The organism is Legionella adelaidensis (genome assembly GCF_900637865.1).
GTDB lineage: Bacteria > Pseudomonadota > Gammaproteobacteria > Legionellales > Legionellaceae > Legionella_A > Legionella_A adelaidensis.
In genome coordinates this window covers 13,589-32,948 of record NZ_LR134418.1, presented here as the reverse complement: position 1 = coordinate 32,948, position 19,360 = coordinate 13,589, and the positions used below count along the sequence as shown (strand labels likewise).

Sequence of the window (19,360 nt, the reverse complement as noted above, 5' to 3'; positions counted from 1 at the left end):
TATGTTAACAATTAAAGATTTAAACGTATCAATAAATGATCAGGCAATTCTCAAAGGAATAAACCTCAAGGTTAAAGCCGGCGAAGTTCATGCCATTATGGGACCAAATGGTTCGGGAAAAAGTACCCTTTCCAAGGTATTGGCTGGTCACCCTGCTTATGAAATAACGCAGGGCAATATCTCTTATGAAGGGAAAGACTTATTACCTTTGAGCCCTGCTGAAAGGGCTCAGGCTGGAATTTTTATGTCATTTCAATATCCAGTTGAAATACCCGGCGTTACCAATATTAATTTTTTGAAAGCCTCTGTAAACGCAGTACGTAAAGGACAAGGCTTAAAAACTTTGGATGCCATTGAATTCCTAAACTTTATCCGTGAAAAATGCCAGTTGGTCGATATGGATGAAAGCTTCTTATATCGAAGTATCAATGAAGGGTTTTCTGGGGGGGAGAAAAAGCGTAATGAAATCCTGCAAATGGCTGCTTTAGAACCTAAACTCGCCATTCTTGATGAAACTGATTCTGGTTTAGACATTGATGCTTTGCGTATTATTTCTGAAGGAGTAAATGCTTTACGGAGCCAAGAGCGCGCAATTATTTTAGTAACCCATTATCAACGCTTATTAAACTATATTGAACCCGATTACATTCATGTGCTTGCTAACGGGAAAATTATTAAATCGGGCGATAAATCTTTGGCTTTAGAGTTGGAAGAGAAAGGATATAGCTGGTTGGAGGAAAAGGAAAAGGTATGAGCGAACTCCTCGAATTTTACCAGAAAGAAGCAGTCAATCACTTTTCTGCTATTCCTTTTATTGCAAAATTACAGGAAAAAGGTTTAGAACATTTACAACAACATGGTTTTCCAACATCGGCTCTTGAAGATTGGAAATATACCAAAATGGATTCTTTTTTAAAAAATACTTTCCATATTAATGAAGAACATAATAATGCAACCTTTAACGATACAAGTCCGTTTCTTAATATCACCAGTAGCTCTATGTCTATTGTAAATGGAGAAATTTTTCTGGGGGATAAGGCGGATAACCGTGTAATTATAAAAACCTTGGAGCAAGCCAGTACGGAACATCCTGAATTAGTAAAAAAATATTTAAGCACGATTTTAAAACCGGAGCATGGATTCCACGCTCTCAACATGGCTATGTTAAATAAAGGGATATTTATTTATATTCCTCAAGGCGTAAAATTGCAGGAGCCCCTCTTACTCACCCACTGGCAAGATAAAGAAAACCAGGCTCACTATATTCATCATTTAATTGTGGCAGAACAAGATAGTGAAGTTTCTATTATTGAAGACTATGCTGGCAAAGAAGGCTGTTCGTATTTTACTAATACCATCACCGAAATTTTTGCTGCCAAAGGGGCGAGTGTCCATCATTTTAAAATGCAAAGAGAAGGTAAACTTTCCTATCATATAGGACATACCAGTGCAAAACAGAATGAAAGCAGCAAGGTTCAATTGCATACTTTTAACATTGGTGGAAAGATTGTGCGAGGTGATACCTCGGTTCATTTACAAGAGCCGCAAGCGCGCTGTTTTTTAAATGGTATTTATGCACCCCAAGAAGGCCAGCACATTGATCAACACACAGTGGTTCACCATCAAGTGGCCAACTGTAGAAGTGAAGAAGATTACAAAGGAATTTTAGGAAAAAAATCACGCGCTGTTTTTAATGGTAAGGTGATTGTTGCTAAAGATGCTCAGCATACAGAAGCGAAACAACAAAATAAAAATTTATTGTTAGCTGCTGATGCAGAAATTGATACCAAACCACAACTTGAAATTTTTGCAGACGATGTTGTTTGTTCCCACGGTGCTACGGTTGGCCAGTTAGATGAAGAAGCCTTATTTTATTTTGCCACGCGCGGCATAGGGGCTGAAGAAGCAAGTCAGTTTTTGATCCACGCTTTTGCGGCGGAAAACGTGAAAGCATTTGGCGCTATACTTTCTCCTTGGGTAGATAAACTTTTAAATAAACAGCTACGGTGAAAAATGAGTACTGTGACAAGAGCGGTTTTTGATGTAAACGAAATAAGAAAAGACTTTCCCTGCTTAAACCAACAAGTCAATGGAAGTCCTCTTATTTATTTAGATAATGCGGCCACGACCCAGAAACCCAAAAGTGTGATTGACGCTATCTCTCATTTTTATATGCATGACAATGCCAACGTTCATCGTAGTGTGCATTCATTAAGTGTACGAGCAACCAATCTCTATGAGGGTGTGCGAGAAAAAGTAAGACGTTTTATTAATGCAAGAAAAACATGTGAATGTATTTTTGTACGCGGTACGACAGAAGCTATTAATTTAGTAGCTCAAAGTTTTGTAGCTCCGCGTCTCCTGCCCGGTGAAGAGATCTTAATTACAACCATGGAGCATCATTCTAATATTGTTCCCTGGCAGATGGTATGTAAAAAAACGGGCGCTGTACTTAAAGTCGCCCCTATCTCACTGGAAGGAGAGGTGTTACTGCAAGAGTTTGAAAAAAAATTAACGCCTAATACCAAATTTGTCGCTATTAATTATGTTTCTAACGCCCTAGGAACCATAAATCCCGTAAAAAAAATGATAGAAATGGCGCATGCCCACGGTGCTCTCGTTCTTTTGGATGGCGCACAAGCGACCGCACATTTACCTATCGATGTCCAGGATTTGGGTTGTGATTTTTATGCTTTTTCCGGCCATAAAATGTATGGACCAACCGGCGTGGGTGTTCTTTGGGCAAAAGAGCATTTGCTAGATGGAATGGCTCCCTATCAAGGTGGGGGCGAAATGATTAACTATGTTACTTTCCAAGCAACCGATTATGCTCCACTGCCTTACAAATTTGAGGCAGGTACCCCAAATATTGCGGGCGTAATCGGGTTAGGTGCTGCTATGGATTATTTATGGTCTCTGGATTTAGAAGCGATTGCCGCCTATGAGCAGCGTTTATTGGAGTACACAACACTCGCTGTTCAATCAGTTAAAGGATTTAATTTAATTGGCACGGCGCGCGCGAAAGTGCCTATTGTAGGTTTTGTTCACGGAAAAATTCATGCTCATGATATAGGAACGATTATGGATAGCGAGGGAATCGCTATTCGAAGTGGACATCACTGTGCAATGCCTTTAATGGATTTTTATGGGGTTCCGGCCACCACGCGCATTTCCTTATCTTTCTATAATACGGAAAAAGAAGTAGACAGTTGTGTACGCGCATTGCATAAAGTCAAAGAGGTATTTGCCTAATGGATTTACGTGAACTTTATCAAGAAATTATCATTGATCATAACCGTAATCCCCGCAATCACCGCGAGATGGAGAATCCCACAGCACATGCGCAGGGCTTCAATCCGCTATGTGGCGATAAATTAACGCTCTATCTTCATATTCAAGACCATATTATAAAAGACATCAGTTTTTTGGGCTGTGGCTGTGCTATTTCCCAGGCTTCTGCGTCTTTAATGACGGAAGCTTTACAAGGGAAGACGATAAAAGAGGCGCATGAATTATTTTTGCGCTTTCATCACATGACAACCAAAGACGACGATATACCTTTTCTTGCTACCGATAAATTAACTGTGTTAGCAGGAGTGAAAGCCTTTCCCGCCAGAGTGAAATGTGCCACCTTGGCATGGCATACATTGGAATGTGCTTTAAAAAAAGAAGAGGCAGTGGTTTCGACGGAGTAATTAAACGTATGTTTGGTTTAAAGAAAAAGCAAGGCAAAGAGGTTTTAAAAGACGCTGTTATTGAGGCTCTAAAAACCATTTTCGACCCGGAAATCCCGGTCAATATCTATGATCTTGGTTTAATCTATCATGTTGAAATTGATGACGAGCATAATGTCCATATTCAAATGACCCTTACCTCGCCCGGATGTCCTGTAGCGCAAACTTTTCCTGGAACGGTAGAACAAACCATTAATAAAGTAGAGGGAATCCATGATTGCACGGTCGAACTCGTGTGGGAGCCGCCCTGGACTCAAGAGAGAATGAGCGAAGTGGCACGATTGGAATTAGGAATTTTTTATTAATGCAAAGAATGCCTTGGCAACCATCGGCCTCTTTAGAAAATTTAAAATTACGCTCACAAATTCTTGCGAATATCCGTAATTTTTTTGGCTTGCGCGATTATTTAGAAGTGGAAACGCCTATCATGGCACGTTATGGGATAACCGACGCTTATCTTGCCAATATAAAAGCTACTTTTAGACATGCTACTTATTATTTACAGACATCCCCAGAATACCACATGAAAAGATTGCTGGCGCAGGGTAGCGGTCCTATTTTCCAAATAGCGAGGGTGTTTAGAGATGATGAGTATGGTAGATGGCATAATCCTGAATTCACATTATTAGAATGGTATCAGTTGGGAGTAGATCATTTAACTTTATTGCAAGAAGTAGAGGCGCTTTTACAAGAAATACTAAAATGTCCCCCGTTATTAACAATGACTTACAGTCAAGCATTTGAAGAAATTGCGGGATTTAACCCTTTTTCTGCCACTATTCCCGCGCTTAAAAATATTTTAAAAAAATATAACTTAGATACGGTTTTGCATGAGGATGAGCAAGAAATTGATCAATACTTATTTTTGCTAATGAGTCATGTAATCGAACCGGCTTTTGACGAACACCATCAACCCATAGCACTTATCGATTTTCCCTCCTCGCAAGCCTCATTGGCCAAAATAGAAAATGGAGTAGCACAGCGTTTTGAGGTGTATTTTAAAGGCATAGAGCTTGCCAATGGTTTTTATGAGCTCTCGGACGCCGAGTCGCAAAGAGTACGTTTTGAAAACGACAATGCGTTAAGGCGACAAAAAGGCTTGGAACCTATGACGCCTGATGAATATCTGCTTAATGCATTAGAGCACGGATTACCCACTTGTAGTGGAGTAGCGCTCGGTCTGGATCGTTTAATTGCTATTGCACTACAGGCCCAGGGAATTAGTGAGGTTATCAGTTTTAATTTTGAAAGGGCTTAGCCTGATCTGGGGAATCGGCGTATTTTTGCAGGCTCCATGAGAGTTATTGCCCAAGGTACGCCATAATTAAAAAATTGTGCTATCATTTGATAGAACAATTTTAGAGACAAATATGGATACATTTACCGTAAGAGATTTAAGAGAGCGAACAGGTACTTTAATTAGCGATGCAGAGCAAGGCCAGGTTTCACTGGTCACTAAATTTGGGCGTCCTGTTTTTTTGGCTGTCCCATTCTCAGAAGAGTTGATTAACCTTGGGTTACGAACTTCTTTGGCTATTAAATTATTTAAAGATGAAATTCTAACTCTAGAAAAAGCAGCGAAAGTTGCTGAATTAAGCGTAGAATCCTTTATAGATAAACTGGGGCAGCTCGGCATATCAGTAGTTAACTATTCTGAAGAAGATTTAGAACAGGAACTAAAAGATTTTGAATAAAAAGATCATCGTTGCCGATGCTGGACCTTTAATTGCTTTTGCTAAAATTCAACGCCTTGATCTATTAAAAAAAGTATTAGGTCAAATCATTGCTCCCCAAGCAGTAATAGATGAATGTTTAGTAAACCCTAAATTACAAGGGGCAGCGGAAATTACTGATGCTTTAAAGGGTGGTCTAATTAGACAATATGAGAATTTGCAGGGGGAGAAGGAAAAGTTTCTGTTTGAAAATCTAGGTCAAGGAGAAGCCTCTGCTATTTTGCTGGCACTTCAACTTCATTCCAAACTCTTAATTGACGAACGGATAGGACGCAGAGTTGCAAAACAAAAAAATATATCCATTATAGGTACCGCGGGAGTTTTACTGCTAGCTAAAGAAAAAAAATTAATTCCGAAGGTCGCAAGTTTAATTTATGAATTAAAAAATGTGGGATATAGGTTATCGGAAGATTTGGTGAATACCATCTTAATCAGAGCAAAAGAATAATTTATCGAATGCAGGTGAGGTCGGGCGGTCAATAATTCCATCTCGATCGTTTGTTGGCCTGCCTGCCCAGTCTACATGAAATAAAGGGTAGTAACTTTTTCAAGGTCCAGTAATGTTTCGCAGTGATTTATTCTTTCTATGAACGCCTGTTTTTGTTGTAGATCCCTTGCATAGTATTTAGCGAATTTTCTTGCCTGGATAATGGCGAACTTCTCGCTTTTTAATAATTTGGTTAAGGCAGTTACGTGATCAAAAAATAATTTTCCGATTTCGGGGGCTGTAGGACATTTATACTCTGCTCCTTGGCTTTCTGCGATTAATTTACCAATTAACCAGGGTTGACCTACACTGGCTCTGCCTACCATGACTCCGGCGCAGTTTGTGGCTAGCATTTTTTGTAATGAGCTTAGGCAACTTATATCTCCATTACCTATGACGGGTATTTCCAACTCTTCGACAAAAAACTGGATTTGATCATAATGACAGGGAGTATCGTAACCCTCGCGCCAATTTCTTCCATGCACGGTAATAAAATCAATGCCCGCATCCTTCACTACTTTTACAATTTCATGATTAAACCTATCCGTACTGTGGCCGTCCACGCGAATTTTTATAGAAACGGGAAGATGGGTATTTTCTTTTAATGCTTCCATTAAGCGATACAGCTGAGCAGGTGTCTGCAAAAGACGAGAACCTGCTCCTTTCGCACGTATTTTATTGACGGGACAGCCGCAGTTTAAATCGACTAAACTGGCACCTTGATCAGTGACTAATTTGGTCGCCTCGGCCAATTCTTTCGGATCGTTCCCTGATAATTGAAAACCAACAGGACCTTCCTTATTGTCAATATGAACGAATCGCTCATTTGATTTTTTTTGAAACAATAATGTTTTGCATGAAATCATTTCCGTATAACAGAATGCCGGCTTGCTTATTGTCCAGGTCAGCGCTCTAAAAGGTGAGCAGCTGACCCCCGCCAAAGGGCCCTGGATAATATTGACGGGGAAAATGGCTTTCCCTACTGTAAGTGATTTAATCAAAGTCATACTTAAGGGGCAACTTGAGTCTGTAGTGCTGGCGTCTCTTTTTCTATACGTTTAGGCACTCTTTCGTCGTTCTCCGTTATAGATTCAGCATGCGATCGTTTGGGTGGTTTAAAAAATCGCGGTTGCTCTGTTATTGGCGAACCACAGGAAGGCAAAAGCGGAAGAGGGGCTGCAGGAGGGAGGGGGCGCGGTATAGGTAAAGACATAGGCTTTCCTGTAGGATCTAGTGCACCAAGGCACAAACTCATAGGAACTTCACAGGGCATCTTCGCTTCAATGTTATAAAAAAGATCCACGATACGGCCTACTACTTTTCTAAATTCCTCCGGATCTTCTGTCATGAATACTTTTTTAGGAAACTCACTTCCCACGTCACTCATACATCTAAACTCTAATAGAATAGAAAGGGCAAGTCCGGCGAGAATGTCTGGGCCCCAAAAAACCTCTTGTGAACGTTGTGCAACACGCTCTATGGATTTTATAGAACCATCAGGTTGTCTCTTTTGATAAATATATGTTTTGTATGGTTCAAAGCGATCATTAAGGAAGGAGTCTTCATCACTTTCATTTTCAGAGTACTCTTCATCAGACTCTGCGTCTTCCTTTTTAGGGGCATCGAATTCTACTATTCGTACCACATCGTCAAATTCATAAACTTTATCTTCATCATTAGTATAATTGACCCAATCATCAAAACTAATCCAACCCCTTTGTCTCATCATGGGGTTGAAATCGAAGATTAAATGGGTGTCACTTTGTTTTAACCAAGGCCATAGTTTAAAGTTATCGCCTATGCCTAAACAAAAAAAGACAAAGTTTGCATTTCCGGTAGCAGCATCTGACTCTCGGGTGTGTACCCCCGTAGCTGGTAAAGAGTGGGAGTTTTTTAAGGCTGTATAGGACTTTAAGCTGCCCGCGGCGAGAATCTCCCGGATAGCTGAGGTTGAATGTCTCAGTCGAAAGGGTAACTGCATAAACCGATGGACGAACTGTCGCTCTTCCGGTGATAACTCCCCTAATTTAATAAATAAGTTATGAATATTGGTTTGCGAGGTTTCTTGGCAAGTAAAGCCATCCAATCGCATCCCTGCTCTTAATTCTTCATAAGCAGCTTTTACCGCACTATCGGCTAAGTTAAAGGCGTCAGCAGATACCGGAGATGGAGGAAAAAGAGGATCGTGGCGATCGTGTATTTTTCCTAACGTCTCCATAAAAGAGTAGGAGTAATCTAATTGTCGCAGGGCAGGTAAAGTAAGGTGACTGGGTCCATGTGTTTGAAGATGTAATTTGATGGTGTCGGTGTCTGTTAATATAGTGCCAGCCGCACACGCACGAAGAGCCGTGTAAAAGTCCTTAAGAAGGGAGAGCTGTGCTTCTAAAAACTCTGGAGGAAGTCTACTTTTATTAAATTCTAGCCAACTCTGGTTAAAAAATTGATAAATAGCGAAATAATGATTAACCGTCAAAAAAATTGTATGCAAAACCCTGGTAGAAAGCGTGGTTTCTGTGGTACTTTGATTATATCTTCCTAGCTCATTTGCCAACCAATCTTTAAACTTGGCGGTATTAAAAATAAACTGGCTGGTAGGGGAGATGTGGGGAAAACTCGGGGGATAAAAAACAAAAACCTCTCTTAATGTTTGCAACAACCTGCTTTGCTCCAGTAAGGCAGGAGATAATCTTTCTCGTAAAAAGGTAAAAGCTTCTTGGTTTGTTAACCCTGAAAAGTAATAAGCACAGGCCATTTCTATTAATTCGGCTTCCGTGAATGGGGACTTCGAATCCATTTGAATTAAACTGCGCACAGAGCCTCTTAAGAAGAGCCTGGTACAGGTAGAATATAAATCTTCGAAATGATGGGATTTAAAATCAACAATTGTTTCTTGAGTTAACATGCTTTCTGGAATATCGTCTCGTAAAACAGCTTCCATAAAGTCGGCGGGGGGAGCTGGGGGGGTACTGGCACGCTTATATATTTCTTTAAACGTTTCCGATATCTTTCCCCAATGTTCCGCAGCATAAATATTGGGGTAATCTTTTATGTAGTATAAGGGTTGCAATGCTTCAGGGAGGTCTTGCTTTGCGATAGTAGACCATGTTCCCAGGAAAAAAATGGCTTTATTAAAGTAGGAATATACGCTTGCCTCACCTTCTTGCAAAAAAATACTTGCCACACTATTTCTCTGCTGGGTGGTATCGAAGCTTAAATACATCCCCCCAAAACAAAGCCAGGCTAGCTCTTCCGTAGGTATAGCTTCTTGCGAATGGAGAAGGGCTTCTATTTTTTGAGAAAAATAATCTAATTGTTTTTGGTTAATGGCTGTGAGGATTTCTTGTAATTTTTCGTTTATCATTTGTTTATTTAATAATTAAAAAACAAATGATAATACATACTGGATAAAAAATTAACTTGTTTCAAAAAATAACCAGCAAATGGAAAATAAACCCATACAATGACGATCTGTGGATAACTGCTACTTATTTTTGTTCTTTCAAAACAAAAGTGAACCTCTAAACATAGCTGCTTATATCTGTATACATCTAACCCCAGTCCACACTCATTTCTTCGTATAGACTTATCCACAAAATCTGTGGGTAACTCTGTGTGTATATTTTAAAAAATGAGATGTACAAAGAAGATTGCCTAGTGTCTATAGTTTCTGCAATGGGATTTTTAATAGGTAGTGCCTATGGCCTGAAATATGGTCACTTTTTTCCACACGATTATTCTACCGAGCTGCGATCGCAAATCCTCGTTCCCATTCGTTCTAAATAATACTACTATTAACAATAACCAGGATGCTAAGTGCAGGATTTACACATGTTTGAATTATTCATCTTCTATGTTTTCGTGGGGTTTGCAGCACAGATAGTCGATGGGGCTTTAGGCATGGCATACGGCGTAATCAGTACTACTGTTTTAGTAAGTTTTGGAATACCTCCAGCTGTGGCGAGTGCTTCTGTGCATACTGCCGAAATCGTCACTACCGGTATTTCGGGTATTTCCCATGCGATGTTCAAAAATGTTGATTATGTGCTTTTTCGCAGATTAGTTATTCCAGGTATTATTGGAGCGGTCTTGGGAGCCTATGTTTTAACGATAATTCCCGTGAACATTGCCAGGCCTTTGATTGCTATTTATTTTATTATTATGGGCGTCATTATCCTCAGTCGGGCGTTTCAAGGTGGGAAAATAATGCAAAGCATCAAAAATTTTTTTTCTCACCGTATTACGCGTCAAAAATTACCTTCCAAAGAAGCCAAGGGTCTTATCCCTTTAGGCCTGGCGGGTGGTTTTTTTGACGCAACAGGAGGCGGTGGCTGGGGATCCATGGTTACATCTTCGCTATTGGCGCAAGGCACCACCCCGCACTATACAATTGGTTCTGTCAATTTTACGGAATTTTTAATAACCATTAGCTCTTCCATGACTTTCTTTTTTACGATTGGTATTTCACATTGGCTTATCATTTTGGGTTTGATTGTAGGCGGAGGAATAGCGGCCCCTTTATCCGCTTATATCGTTCGCCGTATCCAACCCAGGATTATCATGCTCGTTGCGGGGTTTGTAATAATTGGCCTTAGTATTCGAACAATCATCAAATTATTTTTTTGACAGGTAATCTTGGTAACCAGAATGTCTCCTCATCGAAAAGTTTATACTAGCGGTAAGATTTATATTTTTGCAATCTGGGCAGTAATTTCTTCCATTTCTTACGCGGATCAAACTTTTAAAGGATCCTGGAACGCTTTTACATTAACCACACCACAAAAAGAGCATTCTGTTTTCTTTTATTATAAAGTCGAGGCGCGTTTTTTTAATGATAATCAACAAGATGAGTTTTTAACCCGCCCGGCTTTCGGTTATATGGTGACTAAAAAGCTAAGTCTTTGGCTTGGGTATGATTTGTTTCAGAGAATGCAAAATTCAGCGCGTTATACCCAAGCTTATTGGCAACAACTGCAAACGACACTTATGCAAACAAGCCAACTTAATCTTGGGTTTAGAAATCGAATCGAAGCCCGTTACAATCACCTGGCCCCTAAAACGGCATTCAGAGATAGGGCGAGAGCTTTTTTTACCTTTAATGATGCTATTAGTAAAGGAATATCCCCAGTAATTTATGATGAGATATTTTTTAATCTGAATCATCCCCAATGGGTTTCTGCCAAGACTATTAGCCAGAATAGATATTTTGCAGGAATAGAATGGCAACTTGATAAATATACCAATTTATTGGTAGGGTATCTTGAGCGCAATAGTTATGAACGGTTAGGAACCATAAGAGACCATTTACTTAGTATTGAGCTTGAGGTAAAACTTTAATAAGCCTTTCTACACAAACTACTATACTCACATTGGCTACAAATGCTTTCTCTACTGGGAAGCGGTGCACAATACCCCGATGTAAATTCCTGGACCAGGCGGGTTAAGTTCTCTCGCCAAACTTCGCGTTGATTTATCCAGGAATGTTCTTCTTTCAATGGTTTTAATCCCTGTAAATCAATAAAGTCTTGGCTAATTCCCTGGCATTCAATTTTGCCTGTTTTTATTTGTAGAAAAAGCAAGGCGTTTATGGAGTTATCAAGAAGGGCATATAATAACAGTTGCGGTTCTTCAGGCCTTTCCTCGTACCATGGTTTTTGACTGGGTAAACTGCTTTTGTAATCAATGAGCCATTTAGTGTTTTCTACCTTATCAAGCCGGTCAACACGTACTTTAAATTCAACGCCGGCTATATTAATTGTAAAAGATTGCTCCAGGGCTTCTATGGTAAATGCAGGTCTTTGTTTTTCCCATTCGATACACCCGTAAACTAGTTTTTTTAAACGGATAGTTTCGATTTCCTGTATTACCGGAGAAAAAGAAACGCGGTTTTCGTTGTTTAAGGGGGCTAAACTGGTTTGAATGGTTTCTTCAATAAGCGTTTCTAATAGAGGGGGAGAAAGAGCATTTAACTGCGTTTGGCTTTCTATTTTTTTCCAAATGTTTTCCATCACTCTATGAATTATTTGTCCTCTTTGTAGGGGATTTAGGCCAGCAAAAGACTCTAATTTTGCATAGGCGTGTAAACGGTGCGCGGCGAATGCGCGAAAAGGGCATTTTGCCTGGTTGGCAAGAATTGCCGTACCCCCAATAATTGTCTCTTCATTTATTAAAGGGAGGAAATAATTTTCTTTCCTCTCAATTAAACTATGAGAAAATTTTTCTTCTACTGCTTCAAAATCAAGGAGGGGAAGATTAACTAAAAAATGACTAGGCATCTGGGGAATGTCATCAACTAATGAAGGATAGCTAAAGATGTTGGTGGAACTACTATTTTGTAAACGCTTGAGTAGCTTATCCATTAATTCCACCTGGCTTACCGGGTCTGCGAAAGGCATCTTTTTTTCACGTTGAAGCGAGCTGTTTATAAAGGGAGTAGTTTTACCTCCTTGGAGAAGACTTTGCAGGGTCAGTCCGCTTACCCATAGTTTATCAAAGGTACAGCCTGAAGCTTCAAGAATACCTAAAATTTGCAGAGGAGCATTATTTTTTTCCGGCTGAAATGCCGTATTTTCTACCAATAATTGTAAGTAGTCTAACGCCTGTTCCCTGGTTATTTTTTCGTGCAAAAAAGAAAGCGTAGTAAATTCATCTACTAGTTGTAAAAATTTTTTGTAATATTGGAAACACTCCGAATTCAGTGCATATTCACCGGGGAAACCGATTTCTGCTAGCCGTTGTTTGAAAAGAAATACCCACTCATTTAATGGGGCTTCCAAGGGGTAAGGGGTTAGTTTTTTTATTATTTCGCTAAAAACAGGAGCGGTTTTTTCGCAAGAAGCTATGAGGGTAATGGAGGTCACAGTTTCTTCTTGTAGTAACTGATTGCTATCTGCTAACTCTGCGCGCGCAATAAATTCACTATGTGCGCCTTTTAAATAAGGGCTTTTTAGTAAGTGTTGCACGGTTTGTCTGGTTACAATTTTATTTAAATTTAAAAATTCCAATGCATGCGCAATGAGTGGAAATTCAATCAGGGGCTGAGCATAAGAAATATTAAAATCTTCTGCTTTAAAATGTCTTAGAAATTCTCTATGGAATCGTTGCGCTTGTAAGTGTAACTCTGGAACCACAATACCAACACATTTTTGAGTATTTAACTGTTCTTTTGCCCAGTGAATAAGCTGGGTTAATTCGTGCTCTTTATCAGAAGCTGCAAATTGATAGCTATACGATGGTATAGCTGTTAATTCATAGGTTTTATGGCTACAACCTGCATTTTCCAAAATTTTTTGCAGCGCTTGCTGTTGGGGGGTAAAGTCATCAAAGCAAGCCCATATAATCATGGCAGGCACTTTTATTTGGCTGAGAAAAGAACCTAAATAATTGCCTAATTCTTCTTCAGTTAAGGCATTGTGGCGACGCAGTTCTTTTTCAAACTGTTTATGCCAATTATGGTAAGCACTGGTTTGATTGTTATACAAAAAACTAGGGTGGTTAATGGATAACTGCCAATAATGGAAACGTTTCCAGGTTTCTGCGACCATTAAAAGTAACCCTTTGGGTATCGGCTCACCATTACCGATGATTTGTTGCCATAAAAATAATTGTTGCAATTTGCTTAGTAAAATCGGGTGGGCTTGACGGTTTAGTTGATGTCGGACTTTTTTATATAAAAAATGTAAAAAACTATGGTAAGAAAAACAAAGGGGTTTTTTGCTAATTTTTTTTTGTTGAATATAGGATTGCAAAAAATGCTGGCTTAACCTTTTATTGGGAGTAACTACAATAGCTCCCTTTTCAAGTTCCTGTAAAAGCGCTGCTTTATTGTTTAGGTTTTCGGCCATGCTTTATTGTTTTTTGATCTATTTTTTGTTGACCATATTTAGGTGTTTTGGTTCCGATCGTTATTCCGGTTGGGGATGTACGACGAACGTATAAAGAGCGCAATAAAAAATTCACCAGGTAGCCTCTTAAAAAAATAGCGGCTATTCCAGCAAATAATGCTAACCACACTCCTGCAAGTATAAAGCTGTAAAGTAAAACTAACAAATATAAATAGAAAAGATGCTGGGTGGTTGCATTTAAGAAAAGGCTGGGATTGTGTTGTTTTAAGAGGATGAAAAAACCCAACGTGTAAAAGGGTACAGCCACCATGACCATTAAAAATGCCCACCAAAACGCATGTTTTTTATAAGGAGTGGGGCTATGGACGATGTTCTCCCCAAATAAAGCGCCAAAAGTAGCAGCGATAATAACGGCTAACAATATGGCTTTAAAAAGAGGAATAGAGAAATCTATTCCCAAGCTATACATAACGACATCAATAGCAAGGGTAATAATAATTGCCAACAGGCTAAAGTAAATAGCAGAAAGCAGACGGGGGTTAGAAATGCTCAGTGCTTCTTCTTCGCGGTCCATATAAATCTCTCCCTTTTATGATTAATTTTAGCTCATAATTGGGCTATTGCGAACGCTAATAAGTCCTGTCTATTACCTACGTTTCGCGCGGATAAACAAAACTTCCGTACGGGAGTATGCGAAGATTTATATCGGTGCGACCGACAATAACGGAGATATAAATCTATGTAACAGCATTTTGGAGTTTCCTTCGTATCTTATCTACACTTAATTTATAAATAAAAAATACCGGATAAAAATATGGATATTATCCCTTTTTTGAAGTTAATGGCGGATAAAGGTGCTTCGGATTTATTTTTTAGTGTTGGAATTCCCCCCCATATCAAAATTGAAGGGATAACCGCTCCCGTGGGTAAAGCGCCCATCCACTCGCAACAAATGATCGAAATTGCCAATTCCATGATGAATGACTCCCAACAAAAAGAATTTGCAGGTACGATGGAATTAAATATGGGACTATCAGTAGAAGGAATTGGGCGTTACCGTATTAATGTCTTTAGGCAAAAAGGTGAAGTGGCAATGGTAATTCGCTATATAAAAGGCGAAATACCCTCTATTGAAAATTTAAACCTGCCCCCTATCCTTAAAACTATTGTTATGGAGCAACGTGGCTTGGTTTTAGTAGTTGGGGCGACCAGTTCTGGTAAATCGACTACCTTGGCTTCCATGATTGATTATCGCAATGAAAATTATTGCGGCCATATTTTAACAATTGAAGATCCCATTGAATATTTACACCAGCATAAGAAATCCATTGTTGACCAACGGGAAGTGGGAATAGATACCCAAACTTACGGAAATGCTTTAAAAAATGCCATGCGTGAAGCACCTGACGTAATCCTCATTGGTGAAATAAGAGACAAAGATACTATGAAACATGGTTTAGCCTACGCTGAAACGGGTCATTTATGTTTATCCACCTTGCATGCCAATAATTCCAACCAAACCATGGACCGCATTATAAATTTCTTTCCCGAGGAAGCGAGGCAACAACTTTTATTAGATCTCTCCTTAAACTTGCGCGCTATTATTTCCTTGCGTTTAATACCAGGCTTGGCTGCCAAAAGAGTTCCTGCAGTGGAAGTATTGTTAAATACTCCCTATATCTCAGACCTAATAGAAAAAGGAAAAATAGAAGAAGTAAAAGAAGTTATGTCTAAAAGTACCGAACAAGGCATGCAAACTTTCGACCAAGCATTGTTTGATCTGTACAAAAATGGCAAAATTAGTAAAGAAAACGCGATATATTATGCTGATTCTAAAAATAATGTGGGGTTAAAAATCCGCTTATCTGAGGAGGGAAATTTTGATCAAGATAGTGATCTCACCATACAATCAGATGATATAGATAAATTTAAATAATAGCCTACATTGTAAGGTATACATGTTTTCTCTTCAGCCTTCGTGTTAACACGCGAAGCTAAGTTTGGGATTATTAATTGGCTTGGAGATTAGTAATTTGTGGGGGAGCAAATTAATCAATTTGCATGTTTTTATATAAATTTACATTTTGACAGCTAAAAGCATCGTATGACCGTTTATTTTAAGGAAGAAAGAATTGATCTTGGCGACCAAGTTCTCAATTCTGGACATAATGTTTACACTAATTCTCGTTACGAAATTGGTAAAGGTGAATTTGTTTCTGTTATTTATAAAAAAAATAAATATAAAAACCCGGAGTTATCGCTTTTTGAAACTGCTTTTGGAGAGATAGCCCGTCTTTTTTTGCCTTTAAATTTAACCGCAAAACAAGTATTAGTTAAAGATGAAGCGAAAAATATTGTTGGTATTTGTGCCGAGAGAATTACTTATCCCATTACACAAAGAGAAGGTTTATCTTCCCCATTTTTCTCTTTCGACTCTAAAGAAGAGGGGATCCGTCTTACTCCAGTGCACGCAAAAAATTCAAACGAAATACCTTTTTATTTCCTAAAAGAGTTTCCTTCCGGGTTTTTTAGTAAAATGAAGACAGCTTGTGACCAAGGTAAGCTTTCATTGAATATGGAGTCTTTAGCTGGTGTTTTAGCTACTTCCTATACCCTGGAAGAAGATGATCTGCATAAAGGTAACTTCGGATTTTATATTGTAGAAAAAGGCGGTATACCTGAAGTTGTATTTTTTAAAATCGATCATGACCTAATGCTTGCTGATAGTGTTATGTCGTATTGTAACGCTCGATTTTTTAATTGGTTTAACGGCACGGATGCTTTTAAAGTAACCGCCAAGGATCTTTTAAACTTTCCTGCTTTGCAGGACTCTAAAAATTATTACTGGCCTACTCGTGAGCGCTCTCTGAGTGCTATTCGACCTTACGCATACACATCGAGCGAAGAGACAGAGGCTTTTGCCAGTCTTGCTCAATCCCAAATCTTTATAAAAGAAAAATGGAAGGCTTTTTATAAGCATATTTTAATTCCTCCAGCGATCATCAAAGAGTCACTCTCCAAACAATTTAATTGTAATAACCCGGATGAACGGGCCAAAGTAGCTCTGATTACTCAGTCTATCGTTGCCAGACAAGCCAAGTTACGCGCCGTATTATTTACTCTCCCGGAATTTCGTCGATTTGTACGTGAATTGTCAGAAGAGGAATTAGCAAGCATTAAGCATACTATTGTACCGTTTACTTCTTCGGCCTCTACAGAAGTGGAGAAACGTATGATTGAATATGCTGCGCTTTGTCGGTCAGGAGTTTTTAAAAAAGGAGATACTCCTTTGCATGCGGCCATTCGTTTAGGCGATTTTCGTTACCATGAAACGGTGCTTGCTTTTAACGAGTTCATGAATACAAAAAATGCTTGGGGACAAACTCCCCTGGATTTGGCCGTATTTAATTATCAACAAAAGAAAAAAGAAAAAGATAATGACATTCGAAGCAGTCTGCCCTGCATTATCAAATTTTTAGTGCAAAACGGCGGGGAAAAAACCCATGCTTTCTTTCGATTTATAAAAGCTGTCCATTACGATGCAGATTTGTTTTTATTTTCAACCGGTTATCCAACCAGAGCTTTGCAAGCAAAAAATTCGCAAGAACTCAGAGAAGTATTACGAGATATAGGCGAAGATCACCGTTATTGTTTGAAAATGCAAAAACAAATAGCGGTTATTTGTATTCGTAAGTTTATCGAAGCTAATAAAAAAAATATGTACTTAAAAAAAGAATTAATGAACTTAAAACGGGCATTAAATGGTGATGGTGAGCAAATGCCTGCTCCTGAACTTAATTATATTCGCCAATTACGAAGCCAATTATGGATCATTCGTATTTTGCGCGGGTTGTTTGGATATACTACCACTAAAGCTGAAATAAATTCGTTACTTGATCGTGGAATAAAAGAAACCTCTGATCTGTGCTGTAGTGAGCAATCCATTTTTAAACATACAACTTCCAAACCAGAAACTTTTATTTCCCAAACTTTAACGAAATGTTTATGAATTTAACCCCCTGGGTAAACCCAGGGGGTGCGTGCTATCAGTAATAGTACCAAACACCATTACGATAAACTCTTCTTTCTTGAGATTGGCCAATCTGATTGCCCACAAGAGCACCAGCACCAGCACCTATAGCAGTTCCAAGAGCGGTACCTCCACTTACTGCATAGCCAATTCCAGCTCCTGCAGCAGCACCAGCAACAGTCCCTACTTGGCTTGGGCTTCCACAGCCGCCCAAAACTAATGTGCTAAGACCAAAAAATAAAGATAAGATTAATTTTTTCATAGTATCAATCCTCTTGAATGTTAACTCCTTCATTACCAATGATAGTACAAAAAATAGAAAATAAAGATAAAAAATGATCAAAATGTGGTTTTTGAGATATGAGTAAGGGTTTATATTTATGGTTTCGCGCGTAAAATTGGGTGGGTGCGGCAAGCGAGTATGCGGAAATTTATTTCCTTGAGAAAATATTTCTCAAACAGTACTATACCCAAGAAACTCCAAAATGCTATTTTTGATCTATCGCTTTTTGCGCCTGGGAAACCAAAAAACACCCAATAGCTGGGTTATTATTCGTCTTTTTTAATTCCCCAGACCCAAAAATCGAATCGTTCAAAAACATAGCTTTTTGAAGCTTCTTGGGTATACCAATAAAAAATAAGGAAAAACGCGTATGTTTAGAGGAAGTATTGTGGCTTTAGTGACTCCTTTTCATAATGGAGCCGTTGATGTACCTCGTTTACGTGAATTAGTGGAATTTCATATTAATGCGGGTACCCATGCAATCGTTGCTGCAGGTACTACTGGCGAATCCGGGACGCTGACGTATGAGGAAAAATTATTAGTTATTAAAACAGTGGTAGATCAAGCCAAAGAACGTATTCCTGTTATTGCCGGTACTGCAGCGAATGCTACCGCTGCTTGCATCGAGTTGACCAAAAAAGCGATGGAGTGTGGTGTGCATGCAGTGCTGATTATGACTCCAGCCTATATTAAGCCCACCCAAGAAGGCTTATTTCAACACTACAACGCCATCGCTCATGCCGTGCCCGTGCCCATTATTTTATACAACGTTCCTGGCAGGACTGCCTGTGATTTGCTTCCCGAAACTGTTGCCAGACTTTCCCATATATCCAATATCATTGGCATAAAAGAGGCCACTGGAAAAGAAGAAAGATTAAACCAACTGCTTTCATTATGTCCCACAGTAGATATATACAGCGGTGACGATCCAACAGCTGCTGAATGGATGTTGAAGGGAGCTAAAGGAGTGATTTCAGTGACGGCCAACGTTGTACCTAAGCAAATGGCCAAAATGTGTGATGCAGCAATGGATGGGAATAAAGAATCTTGTCTTTCCATCAATGAAGAAATCATGCCGCTACATCAATTACTGTTTGTAGAGTCTAATCCTATTCCTGTCAAATGGGCGATGCATCGCCTCGGTTTAATAAGTAATGAAATCCGCTTGCCCTTGACCATTCTTTCAGATAACCATCAGCAAGCGTTAGAGAAAGCCATGAAAAAACTGCGGTTATTATAATAAAGAGGTAAA

18 protein-coding genes are annotated in these 19,360 nt (G+C 39.1%); 13 read left to right on the top strand and 5 right to left on the bottom strand.

Annotated features, from left to right (window positions below; genetic code table 11):
- The first annotated feature begins 1 nt into the window (after position 1).
- From sufC to EL206_RS01275, 8 genes are all read left to right on the top strand, one after another.
- Positions 2-754 carry a Fe-S cluster assembly ATPase SufC gene (gene sufC / locus EL206_RS01310; protein ID WP_058461281.1) on the top strand — a complete coding sequence of 251 codons (753 nt, stop codon included), beginning with the start codon at positions 2-4 and terminating at the stop codon, positions 752-754.
- Positions 751-2,010, top strand: a complete 1,260-nt coding sequence (gene sufD / locus EL206_RS01305) for a Fe-S cluster assembly protein SufD (protein ID WP_058461282.1) — start codon at positions 751-753, stop codon at positions 2,008-2,010. Before sufC ends, sufD begins: the two co-directional genes overlap by 4 nt.
- A gap of 3 nt (positions 2,011-2,013) precedes the next feature.
- Complete coding sequence (locus EL206_RS01300) at positions 2,014-3,252, top strand: cysteine desulfurase (protein WP_058461283.1); 1,239 nt, start codon at positions 2,014-2,016, stop codon at positions 3,250-3,252.
- Positions 3,252-3,695, top strand: a complete 444-nt coding sequence (gene sufU, locus EL206_RS01295) for a Fe-S cluster assembly sulfur transfer protein SufU (protein ID WP_058461284.1) — start codon at positions 3,252-3,254, stop codon at positions 3,693-3,695. The genes EL206_RS01300 and sufU overlap by 1 nt, the downstream gene beginning before the upstream one ends.
- Before the next feature lie 8 nt (positions 3,696-3,703).
- Positions 3,704-4,039, top strand: coding sequence for an SUF system Fe-S cluster assembly protein (locus tag EL206_RS01290; protein WP_058461285.1), 336 nt, complete (start codon positions 3,704-3,706; stop codon positions 4,037-4,039).
- Positions 4,039-4,992 (top strand): elongation factor P--(R)-beta-lysine ligase, encoded by a 954-nt coding sequence (gene epmA / locus EL206_RS01285; protein ID WP_058461286.1) that lies wholly within the window; start codon positions 4,039-4,041, stop codon positions 4,990-4,992. The genes EL206_RS01290 and epmA overlap by 1 nt, the downstream gene beginning before the upstream one ends.
- Before the next feature lie 112 nt (positions 4,993-5,104).
- Positions 5,105-5,428, top strand: coding sequence for a UPF0175 family protein (locus EL206_RS01280; protein ID WP_058461287.1), 324 nt, complete (start codon positions 5,105-5,107; stop codon positions 5,426-5,428).
- Positions 5,421-5,915 (top strand): PIN domain-containing protein, encoded by a 495-nt coding sequence (locus EL206_RS01275; protein WP_058461288.1) that lies wholly within the window; start codon positions 5,421-5,423, stop codon positions 5,913-5,915. Before EL206_RS01280 ends, EL206_RS01275 begins: the two co-directional genes overlap by 8 nt.
- Before the next feature lie 71 nt (positions 5,916-5,986).
- On the opposite strand, the gene EL206_RS01270 is transcribed toward EL206_RS01275, so the two are convergent.
- Both EL206_RS01270 and EL206_RS01265 read right to left on the bottom strand, forming a co-directional pair.
- Positions 5,987-6,961, bottom strand: coding sequence for a tRNA dihydrouridine synthase (locus tag EL206_RS01270; RefSeq protein ID WP_058461289.1), 975 nt, complete (start codon positions 6,959-6,961; stop codon positions 5,987-5,989).
- A 2-nt stretch (positions 6,962-6,963) separates the two neighbouring features.
- Positions 6,964-9,315 carry a hypothetical protein gene (locus EL206_RS01265; protein ID WP_058461290.1) on the bottom strand — a complete coding sequence of 784 codons (2,352 nt, stop codon included), beginning with the start codon at positions 9,313-9,315 and terminating at the stop codon, positions 6,964-6,966.
- A gap of 467 nt (positions 9,316-9,782) precedes the next feature.
- Between EL206_RS01265 and EL206_RS01260 the strand changes: the two genes are divergently transcribed.
- On the top strand, positions 9,783-10,577 hold the full coding sequence (locus EL206_RS01260) for a sulfite exporter TauE/SafE family protein (RefSeq protein ID WP_058461291.1): 795 nt from the start codon (positions 9,783-9,785) through the stop codon (positions 10,575-10,577).
- A gap of 21 nt (positions 10,578-10,598) precedes the next feature.
- Positions 10,599-11,288, top strand: a complete 690-nt coding sequence (locus EL206_RS01255) for a DUF2490 domain-containing protein (RefSeq protein ID WP_058461292.1) — start codon at positions 10,599-10,601, stop codon at positions 11,286-11,288.
- On the opposite strand, the gene EL206_RS01250 is transcribed toward EL206_RS01255, so the two are convergent.
- Both EL206_RS01250 and EL206_RS01245 read right to left on the bottom strand, forming a co-directional pair.
- On the bottom strand, positions 11,285-13,795 hold the full coding sequence (locus EL206_RS01250; protein WP_058461293.1) for a PD-(D/E)XK nuclease family protein: 2,511 nt from the start codon (positions 13,793-13,795) through the stop codon (positions 11,285-11,287). The genes EL206_RS01255 and EL206_RS01250 overlap by 4 nt on opposite strands.
- Complete coding sequence (locus tag EL206_RS01245) at positions 13,773-14,369, bottom strand: hypothetical protein (RefSeq protein WP_065310916.1); 597 nt, start codon at positions 14,367-14,369, stop codon at positions 13,773-13,775. Before EL206_RS01245 ends, EL206_RS01250 begins: the two co-directional genes overlap by 23 nt.
- Before the next feature lie 240 nt (positions 14,370-14,609).
- Here EL206_RS01245 and EL206_RS01240 point away from each other — a divergent pair, with 240 nt between their 5' ends.
- Together EL206_RS01240 and ankK are read left to right on the top strand one after the other, a co-directional pair.
- The gene (locus EL206_RS01240; RefSeq protein ID WP_058461294.1) at positions 14,610-15,731 is read left to right on the top strand and encodes a PilT/PilU family type 4a pilus ATPase; all 1,122 of its coding nucleotides are present in this window, start codon (positions 14,610-14,612) and stop codon (positions 15,729-15,731) included.
- A 168-nt stretch (positions 15,732-15,899) separates the two neighbouring features.
- Positions 15,900-17,804: a Dot/Icm T4SS effector AnkK/LegA5 gene (gene ankK, locus EL206_RS01235; RefSeq protein WP_058461295.1), complete on the top strand. Its 1,905-nt coding sequence runs from the start codon at positions 15,900-15,902 to the stop codon at positions 17,802-17,804.
- A gap of 37 nt (positions 17,805-17,841) precedes the next feature.
- On the opposite strand, the gene EL206_RS01230 is transcribed toward ankK, so the two are convergent.
- Positions 17,842-18,087, bottom strand: a complete 246-nt coding sequence (locus EL206_RS01230) for a glycine zipper domain-containing protein (RefSeq protein WP_058461296.1) — start codon at positions 18,085-18,087, stop codon at positions 17,842-17,844.
- 391 nt (positions 18,088-18,478) lie between these two features.
- Here EL206_RS01230 and dapA point away from each other — a divergent pair, with 391 nt between their 5' ends.
- A complete protein-coding gene (gene dapA / locus EL206_RS01225; RefSeq protein WP_058461297.1) occupies positions 18,479-19,348 on the top strand; it encodes a 4-hydroxy-tetrahydrodipicolinate synthase in 870 nt (289 codons plus the stop codon).
- Positions 19,349-19,360: the final 12 nt, after the last annotated feature.